Origin of the sequence: Bradyrhizobium sp. 141 (assembly GCF_023074055.1) — a bacterium.
GTDB lineage: Bacteria > Pseudomonadota > Alphaproteobacteria > Rhizobiales > Xanthobacteraceae > Bradyrhizobium.
Map to the genome: position 1 here is coordinate 38,921 of NZ_JADPKR010000019.1, position 12,938 is coordinate 51,858.

Sequence of the window (12,938 nt, forward strand, 5' to 3'; positions counted from 1 at the left end):
GATCGGAGACCTGAATGCAAACCGAAGCAGATCCGCAATTGCGGCTCCTCCTGAAGCCAATTCTGGAATGGCTTGACGATCCAAGGACCGAAGAGGTTGCGATTAACAGACCTGGAGAGGCGTTCGTCCGCCAGGTCGGCGCTTTTACAAAATGCCCCTTGTCTCTCTCCTACGATGATCTCGAAGACATCGCCATTTTAGCGGGAGCCTTACGAAAGCAAGATGTTGGACCACGAAGTCCTCTCTGCGCCACCGAGCTGCCAAATGGAGAACGGCTACAAATCTGTTTACCGCCGACGGTGCCGCTAGGCACCGTCAGCTTGACAATTCGACGTCCAGGTAACCGTGTTTCGCAGCTCAAAGAGGTGTCGTCTCGCTATGACGCGTCGCGATGGAACCAGTGGGGCTCGCGCAAGACACGTCAATCGCAGCAGGACGACAAGATCCTTCAGCACTACGACCGGGGCGATCTGGAAGGCTTTCTGCACGCATGCGTCGCTGGCCGGCTGACGATGCTACTTTGTGGCCACACGGGTAGCGGTAAGACAACGATGAGCAAGACCTTGATCGGCGCCATCCCGTCGCAGGAAAGGCTGATCACCATCGAAGATACGCTCGAACTCGTTATTCCGCACGAGAACCATGTGAGGCTGCTCTATTCTAAGAATGCTGCCGGACTAGGTGCGGTGAGTGCAGAGCAACTTCTCCAAGCCAGCCTCCGCATGCGGCCCGATCGAATACTGCTCGGCGAGATGCGCGATGATGCCGCATGGGCCTATCTCAGCGAAGTGGTGTCCGGCCATCCAGGATCAATTTCGACGATCCATGGGGCCAACCCAGTCCAAGGATTCAAGAAGCTATTTTCGCTCGTCAAGAGCAGCACGCAAGGAGCTGGGCTAGAAGATCGTACGCTGATTGATATGCTGTCAGCCGCTATCGATGTCATTGTGCCGTTCCGTGCCTACGGCACAGTCTACGAGGTGGGCGAGATTTGGCTTGCAGCCGACGCACGCCGACGAGGAGAGACCGTGGCCGATCTTCTTGACCAGCACTAGATCCTATGTTCGCCCTCTGAGGTGTCGGGCGGCCCGCCGCCCGCGGCAAGCTCCTATCGAGGGTTGCGCCGGATGGTCCGGCGCCGAGCCTCAAGCATGGGGAGCGGGCCTGATGAACGATAGCATTTTCGTAGGGCTGGATGTGCACAAGGCGACGATTTCGGTTGCGGTGACCGATGGGATGCGCGGCGGGGAAGTTCGTAACTTGGGGATCATCCCCAATCGCGCTGATCAGATCGACAAGCTGGCGAAGAAGCTTGGCAAGGGTGACCGGCAGGTAAGTTTTTGCTACGAAGCCGGCCCCTGCGGATATGGCCTGCATCGACAACTGAAGGGACTGGGGATCGGGTTAAGACCGACCGGCGCGACGCGGCGATGCTGGCCAAGCTGCACCGGAGCGGCGAGCTGACGGCGGTGTGGGTTCCGGATGCGGCGCATGAGGCCATGCGCGACTTGGTGAGAGCCCGCGCCACTGCTATGCGTGTGCTCGGCAAAGCCGCCGCGCCTTACGAGTTTGGCGTGAAGGCCTCGATCGTCACTAACAATTGCCGGGCTCCCGGCGGTCTGTTCGTGCTGCACGCCAGCTCGCTGCCCGACAACCCTTACGACGGTCACACATTACGCGACGTCATTGAACGCACCGAGACACTCACCGGCTGCGCGATCGAGCGGCTTTATGTCGATAAGGGATGCCGCGGCCACGAAGCGCAAAATCCCCGCCGCGTCTTCATCGCCGGCCAGAAGCGCGGCGTCTTCGGCGCCATCAAGCGCGAGCTGCGCCGCCGTTCCGCCATCGAGCCCATCATCGGACACCTGAAGGCCGAAGGACACCTCGGCCGCTGCTACCTCAAAGGCCGCGCCGGCGATGCTGCCAACGTCGTCCTCTCAGTCGTCGGCCACAACTTTCGCCGCATCCTCGCCTGGCTCAGAGAACTTTTGTGCCTGTTGCTGGTCTCACTCTGGCGGACGCTGGACTGTCCAACTCAGCTCAATCCGGCTTCTTAACGGCCGACTAGACGAGCTCCCGAAAGGGCTTGAATCGCACGTAGCGTCACATTGTATGTACCAAGTACTCTCACCACTGTTCTATGTAAATTACGGAGTCGGTGTGACCGGAAATGGTGGACCTGCACCACACTAGGCGGCGCGGCTATATCACCACGGTGGCGAACACTAGAGCACCACGGCGTGCAGCCGTTCCCGCAAACAATCGCGATCTCCCACAAGACTCGAGCAATTCAGGTACGCGCGGCCATCTCAAACGGAGGATCGACGATGCGGTGCTCCTCGGCGGCATCTCCCGAATACCATGGTCTCGCTGCTTATCACGCCGTCATCGGTGGGATCATCAGCCGTTATAACGCCCGCTATGCCAGGCGGCGGGGAGGGCCGCCCTATTGCAGCGACGCCCACAACGTCGCAGATTTACGCGCCCCGAGGATGCTCGTCGACAAAGCGATGCGCAAGCCGCGCAATCTTGAGAGGTGAGTCTTTGAAACACGTCCTTGTCATCGATGACGATGCCGCCATGCGGCACCTAATCGCCGACTATCTTACGATACATGCCTTTAAGGTAACTACAGTAGCAGATAATAGACACTTCAATCGCGTGCTCTCGTGTGATGTGGTCGATCTCGTGGTCGTCGATCTTAATTTAGGCCGTGAGGATGGACTCGAAATTGTGCGTGATCTGGCATCAAAATCCGATATTCCGATCGTTATTATCAGTGGCTATCGTCTTGAGGAGGCCGACAAAAGTCGTCGCACTAGAGCTTGGAGCGACCGATTTTCTTGCCAAGCCGTTCGGCATGCGTGAATTCTTGGCGCGCGTTCGTGTAGCTCTACGCGAGCCACACATCGGTCTACGAACAAAAGACCGACGTTGCTTTTATTTCGCCGGGTGGACGCTTAACATTAGGCAACGCCGACTAACGTCAGAACAGCACGGCGAGGTACGGCTGACGGCAGGTGAGTTCAATCTTTTGGTCGCTTTCCTGGAAAAGCCACGTGACGTACTCTCCAGAGAGCAGCTTTTGATTGCAAGCCGAGTGCGTGAAGAAGAGGTGTATGATAGGAGTGTGGACGTGCTCATTTTGCGCTTGCGCCGAAAGCTGGAGGCTGATCCCGCGAACCCTCGTCTGGTTAAGACTGCCCGCCGTGCTGGCTATTTCTTCGACGCTAACGTAGATGTCTGTCTCGGCAGCACATTGGCGACCTACATAACAATTGCATCCAACATGCTGCTTTCGGCAATGTGGCTCTAGTACGAGGAGTTAGATGCTCGATCGAACGCAAGCGCTCGTCGAGAGAAGGCTCGGCTCCAATGCCCACGGAGCGGCAATCGTTAGTCGTTCGTTCTTTAATCGCGGGCACGGTCAACCCCGATAGACAAAAGTGATCCGCATGATGGCGTTCAAGAGGTGTGCATCTCGATGTGAAGAGCGCGGTGCGTAACGCCCGCAGGAACGACTTCGAGATTGCCAACACCTTCGTCCCGGCAGGGACGCTTTTTCCGCCAAAGGCTGATCTGGGTCAGTTTAAGGCTGGTTCATGCGGCGCCCATCTCTGCGTGGAACTCAGTACCATCGGTCCAGATGGCATGGAGGATGACGGCCATTTTGCGACCCACGGCAACCTTCGCCTTTTTGGCGCCGATTCGTTTAGTCAGCTTGCTGCCCCAGCGCTTGAGCGCAGAACCTCGCCTGACAACGGTCAGTAGGACGTTCGCAGCTTCGAACAGATAAGTCCGAACCTGATGGTACGCAACCGGTGAAGCTTTCAAGCGGATCCGCCGATCGGCGAAATCTTGAATCGAAGTCTCCCTCCGGTGACGGCCGCCTTGTCAGGTTGAGACGAGTGCTGTGTAACAGCCCTTATGGACAGCAATAAGTGCAGTGCTCAGGTCGAGCGGTTCGAGGTTGTCGAGACTGGCCGACGGCGTCGGTGGACCGATGATGAGAAGCTCAAGATCGTTCTGGAGAGTTTGCAGAGCCCGCGGGCCGTCTCGTCGACGGCGCGGCGATACTCGTTCGCGCCAAGGGCCGACAGCGTGCACGGATGCCGATACCGCCAGACGTTGGCGCGGCCATCGTTGCATATCTGCGCAGTGGCCGCCCAAAGTCTGCGTTCCGACGGTTGTTCGTCCGCACACTCGCGCCGCACATCGGGTTTGCTTCCGGATGTGCGATCACCATGATCGCCAAGACCGCCCTCGATCGCGTTGGAATCGAGGGTTGCGCACACCGCGGCGCCCATATCTTTCGACACAGTCTCGCCACCGAGCTTCTCCGATCTGGCGCGACCTTGTCGGAGATCGGACAGTTGCTGCGGCACGAGAACCACGACACTACCCGGATTTACGCGAAGGTCGATATCGATGCGTTGAGAACATCGAGCCTGCCCTGGCCGGGAGGCGTGCAATGACCAATCTGCGCGCCGCACTCGATAAGTACCTGAGCATGCGCAAGGGGTTTGGCTACAAGTACGAGCATCAGACCTGTCGGCTCGCCGACTTCGTCGCCTTCATGGAGAAGCGCAAAGCAAGGATCATCACGACGAAGCTGGCAATGGAATGGGCAACGCTGCCGCCCGATAGTCATGCATCTTGGGCGCTGCGATTGAGCGACGTGCGCGGGTTCGCGCGCCATGTCGCCAACTTCGATCCGAGAACGGAGGTACCGCCCGTCGGCATGCTGCCCGGATGGAAGCGCGCCAAGCCCTATGTCTACAGCGACGCGGAGATCGATGCGTTGCTGACGGCAGCGCTGGCTCTGCCGCCAGCGGACGGGCTGCGCCGATGGACCTATCATACCTTGTTCGGGCTGATCGCGGTGACAGGCATGCGTATATCCGACATCGCGCGCTGCGAGGTGGTGAGGCGACCAACCGGTACATGTTGGCGCAGCACGGCTGTGGGGACCACTAAGTTCTCGCCCATCAGAAGCTCAATAACATACCGATAGGTGGAAAGCGCTTCGTCGATATCCAGCGGGGTCAACATGGTCGGAATCAACAGAAAGTTCGAGCTCGCGATGATAGTGTTATTCAGTTCGCTAGAGCCGCCCTGGGTGTCGGCTAATGCATAGTCGAAGCCTGACGTTCTGCTCCCTCGTATGCGGCCTCGAGAAGCGACATTTCGTCTGCGACGAAAATCTCGCACCTCGGATCCCAGGCATTGCTTCGTAGTGCGTTGTCTTTCCATCGCGTTAGGGGCCGGTTGTTGTCGGCTTCGAACAAGGCGACGCGTCTACCGATACTCGCGTAGGCAGCACACAGTCCCATGAGCGCTGTCGTCTTGCCTGCGCCTCCCTTGAAAGAGCAACACGTTATAAGCTTCATGTGTCGTCCGACCCTTGTCGTGAAAAGAAGATGGAGGGGTGGTGTCGTACATCCGTTTGTTTGAAGTATTGTGCAGCGAAAGGCGAGTGGGAATTGACTGTGTTTAGCGACGTATAGAGTTTGCATTGATTGCAAATGTAACGAAGAAACGGTGATGTCGACCTTGATCAGAACACGACGGTATATAGCCTTTGAGTCATGCTGGGCGCACGATATGGAACAGAGAGATGGTAAGGGGCGCACGTCGGAAACTGTGGGGCTGCCAGCGAGGAATGACGAGGAGGTGGCGGGTGTGTCGGAAAACGAATCTCGTGGGAGTGCCAGCGTCCATGAAGGGAGTCTATCGAGCGGACTACGTGAAAGGGCGAACACCGGTGCGGCGTCACCACGCGCGCACAGCCGTATTGATGGCGTGCGAGCGTTCGATGAGACGATGCTTGATGACTACTTCAGTAATTTCACCGACGCTGATTGGGCGAAGTGGGACGAGCTGAACACAGCTTCACTCGATAAGGGTAAAGCAAAAAATCGACGTTCAAATGGAAAGACGGTCTGCCATCACGATTGACTCGCCTGGGCAAGCAACGCCTCGATCAAGCGGACGAGGTGAAGGGGCAAACACCGTTGCGGCATCGTCATCTGGCGCCAGCCATATCGGTGGCGCGCCTGCGTCAGAGGCGCATCATGACTATCTCAGCGATTTCACCGACGCCGATTGGGCAAAGTGCGACGAACTATTGAGGGAGGTGGAAGCACAGCAGTCCCTCGATAAAGGTAAAGCAAAAATCGACGTTCAAATGGAAAGACGGGCCGCCATCACCATTGACTCGCCTGGACAAGCAACGCCTCGATCAAGCGGACGAGGTGAAGGGGCCAACACCGTTGCGGCATCGTCATCTGGCGCCAGCCATATCGGTCGCACGCCTACGTCAGAGGCGCATCATGACTATCTCAGCGATTTCACCGACGCCGATTCGGCGGAGTGCGACGAACTATTGAGGAAGGTGGAAGCGCAGCGGTCCTTCGATAAAGGTAAAGCAAAAATCGACGACAAATGGAAAGGCCCGATGCCATCACGTCTGGTCTACCAAGCCAAGCAACGCTTCGATCTAGTACAGGACAGGCCATCGAATGCATAGAGATCGGCGGCGACAATCTACTGATTGGGCACGAGTCGGAGCCGAAAGGGAATCACGCGATGCTCTTCGAAACCCCTCAGCAGCATTATCGCAGGACAGGAAGATGGTTGACCAAGAATGAGTACGACATCAAGTCAGTGCTGATTAAGATAGGCGGTCCTGGGAGTAGCGACGTGCGCAGAAGCGAGTTGTATTTGCGACTTGGACCGCGGGGATACGGCGAGAAAATGGACATGTGCGAACTCTCTCACCAAACATTTAGTGAACGAAGAGCGGACGGGCCACTCTCTTATGAGATGCCAGGCGGGAGGAGAACCTGTCTCCACAACTACAGATTCCCACGACAAGCAGGTACCTTCAATCCAGACATTCTTATCCAAAATGACAGCGGTGGCTTTGTGGGCATTTGGCCAAAACTGAATAACGTAACAACGCTAACGAGTCTGACGCGAACATTCGGCGCAGAAAAAGTGTGGCTTAAGGGTGCCGACAACACCTATATGACGGAGCGCGCTTATAATCGCAGGGTGCCGGAAGGCGCAGAGGGAGCCTTTGCCAAGTTCATCGCGCGCGATGACACGAACGCGTTCTGGCGTACGCGAGATGACCGCCAGCGCGGTCGAGGTGCGGACATGGACCGATAACCTTGTCGTGAAATTGGTGTCGCCCCGGATCGTTGGCTCTTGTCTTTAGAGAGGGGCGGGTCTCGGATGATGGAGGAATTCAGCAGAGCGAGAGTACGAGCTGTGTGGGCGGACCAAAACTAGTGCGCGACCCTCAAGACAGGGTGGAACGCGGAGGCAATCATCCGAAAGCGAGCAGTGTAAAGGACATTATGGACGGGACGAACACGATTAGCGCACGGCGCGACAACCCGAGCCAGTCACAGTAGAACGATGAATGCAAGCAAAACGACGCGCTTAACCGCAATTCTGAGCATCATTTGTTCGCTGGCCGCAGGCGCTTGTGCAGCAAGTCTGTACACAACGTTCCGGCACGGACTCAGCGGTGAAGCCGTGGCGAAGTTCAGTGTCCTCGCGTTTTGGTACGAGACACCATTCTATTTGGGCTACTCAACGCCCGTCTTCTATCGCGGAGCCGTGGTCGTCGTTTCAAGCGCGGGACTCGTCCTCCTAATTCAGCTGATCTTACGCTCGCACAATCGCGAACATCATGGCACAGCACGGTGGGCGCGGTTCGACGAATTGAGCCGCGCAGGTTATCTTCAGCGCTACAGTCGCATCAGCGGTCCAGTATTTGGGAAGACGCGTGGCCCTTTCTGGTGTGGCCGTTATCTGACCAGTGGCGAGCAGCCGCACAGCCTCGTTGTCGCGCCGACCCGCGCAGGCAAGGGCGTGGGTATCGTCATTCCAACGCTACTGACGTTTAAGGGCTCAGTCATAGCCCTCGACGTCAAAGGGGAGCTTTTTGAACTCACATCGAGAGCACGCAAGGTCTGTGGCAACGCCGTGTTCAAGTTCGCTCCGCTAGACCCAGAGCGGCGAACGCATTGCTATAACCCGGTGTTGGATATCGTGGCGCGCCCCTCAGAGCGACAATTCACCGAGGCGCGTCGTCTGGCTGCGAACCTGATTACAACCAAAGGGAAGAACGCGGAGGGGTTCGTCGATGGCGCACGAGACCTTTTTGTTGCCGGCATCCTTGCGTGCATCGAGCGCGGCACGCCAACGATTGGAGCCGTATACGACCTCTTTGCTCAGCCGGGGGAGAAGTACAATCTTTTCGCGCGACTCGCGGAGGAGACCCGGAACAACGAGGCTCAGCGCATCTTTGACAACATGGCGGGCAACGATACAAAGATTCTAACGTCGTACACCTCAGTGTTAGGCGATGGCGGGCTCAACTTGTGGGCCGATCCACTGGTCAAAGCGGCGACAAGTCGATCAGACTTCTCAACGTACGATCTGCGCCGTAAAATGACCAGCGTTTATCTGTGCGTCAGCCCAAACGATCTTGAGGTGCTTGCGCCTCTCATGCGCTTATTGTTTCAGCAGGTCATTTCCATTCTGCAGCGTTCACTGCCTTGCAAAGATGAGACGCACGAGGTGCTGTTCTTGCTCGACGAATTCAAGCATCTGGGAAAGTTGGATGCCGTTGAGACGGCGATTACGACCATCGCAGGCTATAAAGGCCGCTTTATGTTCATTATCCAAGGGCTCTCGGCGCTGACAGGAACATACGAGGAGGCAGGCAAGCAAAACTTCCTTAGCAATACCGGTCTGCAAGTCTTCATGGCTACGGCAGATGACGAAACGCCTGCCTATATTTCGAAAGCGATCGGTGAACATACGTTTCAGGCGCGCTCGACGTCGTATAGCGAATGGCGAAGGTTCGATTACAATATCCAGATATCTAATCAAGGAGCACCTCTATTGCGCGCCGAACAAGTGCGCCTGCTCGATGACAAGCGCCAGATCGTTCTCATTAAGGGTCAGCCACCTCTGCAACTGCATAAGGTCCGTTATTATTCCGATCGCATACTGAAGCGTATCTTCGAAAGCCAGACAGGTGATCTTCCGGAGCCGGAGCCCTTGATATTTGAAATGGACCCGCGGAGCGGGACCGCTTGAACCGATTTGTTAGGTGGAAACTGACTGCTCCTGATCCCTTTCTATCACGCTGCCACAGACTCTGTCTGCTGCAGCTGCTGTGATGGGGTTGTCTAATCGCTGCTGGGACGTCAAGCATTTAGTTTCGTCAAGAGACGCTGCCGGGTGCATGGTTGTCTTCGCGGTCGACATTGGCCGCCGCATGATGGAGCTTCGCGGGACGAGCCTTCAATGTGGACGACGCACTTTGCTGAATCAGCAGTGCAACCCCATTAGCGAAATGGCTCGGCTCACGTCCCGGCAGGGACACCTTAGGCTTTCAGGTTCTGAACGTTATCCGGACCTATGCGGCGGCTCCGGCATTCGGATTGAACAGCTCGCCGGTCTTAAGCATCGTATGCATTATCACCGCCAGTTTGCGTGCCACAGCCACGGCAGCTCTTTTGAAGCCGATCCTCTCCCGGAGCTGCCGTCCCCACGTGCGCAGAGTGCTGTCGGTTGAGCTGCGCGTCAGAATGACCGGCGCTTCGTAGAGAAGCCCTCGCAAATGGCGGTCGCCACGTCGGGATATATGGCCGTCATAATCGACTTCTCCGGATTGTAGCGGCGCGTTGTCAGGCCGATCCACGCGCCAACAGATCGGGATTTCCTGAAGTTGTCCGGCTCCTCAATAGCTGTGGCAAAAGAGGTTGCGGTGATCGCACCGATGCCCGGAATCGACATGAGGATGCGGCAAGCCTGACTGTGGCGCGCGTCCCGAACCAACTGGCGACCGAGTTCAGCGGCGCGGATGCGAATGCCACGCCAGGCTTCCAGCATCGGGAGCACGATGGATGCAAGTCCGTCCTGATCAGCAAGAAGGTTCCGGACGTTCTTCTCGAACGTGCTTCCCTTTCCGGCGGGAACAAGCAGACCGAAGGTTTTCATGACGCCGCGGATCTGGTTGGAAAGCTCGGTGGTGATCCGGACCAGCCGCGTGCGCGCCGCGACAGGTGTGCGGGTCAGCATGCTGTCGAATCCCTTCACGCGCACCTCACGAAAGAACCCGACTTCTGCGAGCTGCGCCAGACCATCGGCGTCGTTCGCGTCCGTCTTGTTCGCCGCCATATCGAGCGCCGCTTTAGCATGGCGCGCATCGATGCAGATCGCCGGCACCGCTTCGGTGCGCAAAGAATGATAGAACCATACCGACAGCGGTCCGGTCTCGAACACCACGCGTTTCACGGCCGGCGCCCGCTTGCGGATGAGCTCGGCGATAATACTGGGATCAGATGCGCACCTGCCGCGCCAGATCCGTTCACCTGCTCGACGGATCGAGACTGCCGTCTCTTTCATCGACACGTCGAGACCGATATACTCTTCCATGGCTGTTCTCCATTCCATGCTTGGGCCCGGCGTCCAGTTGTGAGCCCGTATTCCATCCTATCGGGGAACAGCCACCCTCCAAGACTTTTGATTCTCTTTAGGGCAACTCGCTCCTGCGATTACCCCATGTGGACGCCCCTCGACGGCTTCGATGTGCCAAAGTGAAGGGTGTTGAACCGTCACAAATGAGGAAGCGTCCATGAACGAAGTTAGCACGATTGGACTAGACTTGGCGAAACATGTTTTTCAGGCACATGGCGCAGACGCTGGCGGCGATGTTGTTTTCCGCAAACAGCTGCGTCGTGACAAAGTGCTGGGGTTTCTTTGCCCAGCAGCCTGCGTGCCTGGTAGCGATGGAAGCCTGCGCCAGCGCTCATTACTGGGCTCGTGAGCTTGGCAAGCTGGGTCACACAGTGCGTCTGATTCCACCTCCTATGTAAAACCCTTTGTTAAGCGCCAGAAAAACGATCTGGCCGATGCAGAAGCGATTTGCGAAGCGGCCCAACGCCCCACCATGCGCGTTGCCGCCGTGAAGAGTAAGGACCAGCAAGCGAGCGCGGTCGTGGTTCGCGCTCGCGATCGTTTGGTCCGGCAACGTACTCAGATCATAAACGCGTTGCGAGGTCACCTCGCCGAATACGGCCTAGTCGTTGCAAAGGGGACGTCCAATGTCCCCGCGCTGGTTGAGCACGCGCAAGCTTCCGGGAGCAGCGTGCCAACAGCGGCGCACGCGACGCTCGATATCCTTGTCAAGATGCTGAGGGTGCTTGAAGAGCAAATCAAGCAGCTCGATATTGAGATCACGCGACGAGCCCGAGAGGAGGAAGTTGCTCGGCGGCTTATGACGGTTCCTGGCATCGGCCCAATCACGGCGACGGCTCTGATGGCGCTAGCGCCTGACCCTGAAAACTTCAAACGTGGCCGGAATTTCGCCGCGTGGTTGGGATTGACGCCGCTGCAACGTTCCACTGGTGGAAAACAGAAGCTCGGCCAAATACCAAAATGGGTGAGCGAACACTACGGCGTCTCCTCATCATCGGAGCGAGCGCGGTGGTGAAGCTGGCTCGCAGACGCGGTGCATCGCAAGGGAGATGGCTGGAGCGCATGCTCGCTCGTAAGCCGCCCATGCTTGTCGCGGTGGCTCTTGCCAACAAGATGGCCCGTACCGTTTGGGCGTTGATCGTCAACGGCGGGGGTCTACAAAGCTCCGGTCGCAGCGGCTTAATCGCTTAGTCCGCCCGACCAGAGGTCGTCGAGGAGGTAGGAAGGTCAAACGGAAGGTACGGCGCAACAGTCGATGAGACGGGGTCAGGAAAACCAGTACATGCCCAGGTGCTTCCAAGTACGCCGCTGTGATATGGACCTGATCCGCGAACTCCCAACAGGCCCGCGACATATGACGGTCGCAATAAAGGCCGGACAGATGTCAGCACCCGACTACGCGCAACACCTGATTGAAAGATTCTTCTCGCATCCACCGGGGCGTCCACAGATGGGCATGTGGTCAACGCATCAGGGTTGATCATTATGTCCACAGCCGTCGCAGCCCGCATCCGTTCGCGCCAGACCGCCATCGGCGTGCGATAGCCGTGCGCCTGATGAAGGCGACGATCATTTGTAGAAGGCGGATCCAGCTCGCGATCTCTGCCTTGGCCTCGCGGCCGTCGGTATAGCCCTTGAGATAGATGTCCTCATGCTTGAGCGACCGCCACAGCCGCTCGATGAAGACGTTGTCCATCCAACGACCGCGGCCATCCATGGAGATCTTGATCCGTGCACCCGCCAACGCGCCGGTGAAGGCCGCACTGGTGAACTGGCTGCCCTGGTCGGTTTTGAAAATCTCCGGCGTGCCGTACTTCGTTAGCGCCTCGTCCAGAGCCGCCACGCAGAACGAGACGTCCATGGTGTTCGACAATCGCCACGCCAGAACCGCACGGCTCGCCCAGTCGATGATGGCGACGAGATAAAGAAAGCCGCGGCGGATGGGCAGATACGTGATGTCGGCCGCCCAAACCTGGTTTGTCCGGTCGATCGTCAAGTTGCGTATAGCGCGACAATCTGGGTGGGGAGCTTCCACCCAAATTGCCGCGCGGCAAGTTGCGCAATAGATAGGGATAGATCTTGTGGCCCGGCGCCGGCCTCGTCGTGTTCGGCCTTGGCGAGGGTGACGTGCCGGCACCGCCCGGATCGGGGGTTTCGAAGTCGGCGGCCTCGCGGAGGTTCGTAGCGCTGTCGGCGGCGCGGCTGGCCGACTTCATGGCTGCCGACCTGTCCGCGCTCGACCTTCTGGTGGTCCAAATCGATGGGCTGCATCTCGGCGACGATCTCGTGCTGGTCGCCGCGATCGGGGTTGACGGCGAAGGCAACAAGCGTCCGCTGGCGCTGGTGGAAGGGGCGACCGAGAATGCCGCAACGGTTCAGGCCCTGCTGGACAACCTGGTCTCGCGCGGGCTCGCCCCGACGGTGCCAAG

8 protein-coding genes and 8 pseudogenes are annotated in these 12,938 nt (G+C 57.9%); 12 read left to right on the forward strand and 4 right to left on the reverse strand.

From position 1 onward, the window contains the following. Positions 1 to 14: 14 nt before the first annotated feature. The 4 genes and pseudogenes from virB11 (at position 15) to IVA81_RS06720 (ending at position 3,319) form a co-directional block, all read left to right on the forward strand. Positions 15 to 1,055, forward strand: coding sequence for a P-type DNA transfer ATPase VirB11 (gene virB11 / locus IVA81_RS06705; protein ID WP_247314006.1), 1,041 nt, complete (start codon positions 15 to 17; stop codon positions 1,053 to 1,055). Positions 1,056 to 1,167: 112 nt separating this feature from the next. Then, positions 1,168 to 1,464, forward strand: a complete 297-nt coding sequence (locus IVA81_RS06710) for a hypothetical protein (protein WP_247314008.1) — start codon at positions 1,168 to 1,170, stop codon at positions 1,462 to 1,464. An 80-nt stretch (positions 1,465 to 1,544) separates the two neighbouring features. Continuing rightward, positions 1,545 to 2,060, forward strand: a pseudogene (locus IVA81_RS06715) (IS5/IS1182 family transposase); the annotation flags it as partial. A gap of 487 nt (positions 2,061 to 2,547) precedes the next feature. Beyond that, positions 2,548 to 3,319, forward strand: a pseudogene (locus IVA81_RS06720) (response regulator). 284 nt (positions 3,320 to 3,603) lie between these two features. Here the strand turns inward: IVA81_RS06720 and IVA81_RS06725 are convergent. Next, positions 3,604 to 3,804: pseudogene (locus tag IVA81_RS06725) on the reverse strand (IS110 family transposase); the annotation flags it as partial. Positions 3,805 to 4,112: 308 nt separating this feature from the next. Here IVA81_RS06725 and IVA81_RS06735 point away from each other — a divergent pair. Together IVA81_RS06735 and IVA81_RS06740 are read left to right on the forward strand one after the other, a co-directional pair. Beyond that, the gene (locus tag IVA81_RS06735) at positions 4,113 to 4,478 is read left to right on the forward strand and encodes a tyrosine-type recombinase/integrase (protein WP_249812601.1); all 366 of its coding nucleotides are present in this window, start codon (positions 4,113 to 4,115) and stop codon (positions 4,476 to 4,478) included. Then, entirely contained in the window at positions 4,475 to 5,017 is a 543-nt protein-coding gene (locus IVA81_RS06740; protein ID WP_247314027.1) for a hypothetical protein, read from the forward strand. The genes IVA81_RS06735 and IVA81_RS06740 overlap by 4 nt, the downstream gene beginning before the upstream one ends. On the opposite strand, the pseudogene IVA81_RS06745 reads toward IVA81_RS06740, so the two are convergent. Continuing rightward, a pseudogene (locus tag IVA81_RS06745) lies at positions 4,900 to 5,393 on the reverse strand (conjugal transfer ATPase VirC1); the annotation flags it as partial. The gene IVA81_RS06740 and the pseudogene IVA81_RS06745 overlap by 118 nt on opposite strands. A 214-nt stretch (positions 5,394 to 5,607) precedes the next feature. Here IVA81_RS06745 and IVA81_RS06750 point away from each other — a divergent pair. The 4 genes from IVA81_RS06750 to virD4 all read left to right on the forward strand — a co-directional run bounded on the left by IVA81_RS06750 (position 5,608) and on the right by virD4 (position 9,123). Beyond that, positions 5,608 to 5,961 carry a hypothetical protein gene (locus tag IVA81_RS06750; protein WP_247314012.1) on the forward strand — a complete coding sequence of 118 codons (354 nt, stop codon included), beginning with the start codon at positions 5,608 to 5,610 and terminating at the stop codon, positions 5,959 to 5,961. Next, complete coding sequence (locus IVA81_RS06755; protein WP_247314014.1) at positions 5,933 to 6,532, forward strand: hypothetical protein; 600 nt, start codon at positions 5,933 to 5,935, stop codon at positions 6,530 to 6,532. The genes IVA81_RS06750 and IVA81_RS06755 overlap by 29 nt, the downstream gene beginning before the upstream one ends. Before the next feature lie 59 nt (positions 6,533 to 6,591). After that, a complete protein-coding gene (locus IVA81_RS06760; RefSeq protein WP_247314015.1) occupies positions 6,592 to 7,176 on the forward strand; it encodes a hypothetical protein in 585 nt (194 codons plus the stop codon). 252 nt (positions 7,177 to 7,428) lie between these two features. Further along, positions 7,429 to 9,123 carry a type IV secretion system ATPase VirD4 gene (virD4, locus tag IVA81_RS06765; protein WP_247314017.1) on the forward strand — a complete coding sequence of 565 codons (1,695 nt, stop codon included), beginning with the start codon at positions 7,429 to 7,431 and terminating at the stop codon, positions 9,121 to 9,123. 322 nt (positions 9,124 to 9,445) lie between these two features. On the opposite strand, the pseudogene IVA81_RS06770 reads toward virD4, so the two are convergent. Continuing rightward, positions 9,446 to 10,467 (reverse strand): annotated as a pseudogene (locus IVA81_RS06770) (IS110 family transposase). A 199-nt stretch (positions 10,468 to 10,666) separates the two neighbouring features. Between IVA81_RS06770 and IVA81_RS06775 the strand changes: the two are divergent. Next, a pseudogene (locus IVA81_RS06775) lies at positions 10,667 to 11,700 on the forward strand (IS110 family transposase). 394 nt (positions 11,701 to 12,094) lie between these two features. Here IVA81_RS06775 and IVA81_RS06780 read toward each other — a convergent pair. Continuing rightward, positions 12,095 to 12,623: pseudogene (locus IVA81_RS06780) on the reverse strand (DDE-type integrase/transposase/recombinase); the annotation flags it as partial. A 28-nt stretch (positions 12,624 to 12,651) separates the two neighbouring features. Here IVA81_RS06780 and IVA81_RS06785 point away from each other — a divergent pair. Then, positions 12,652 to 12,938 (forward strand): annotated as a pseudogene (locus tag IVA81_RS06785) (IS256 family transposase); the annotation flags it as partial.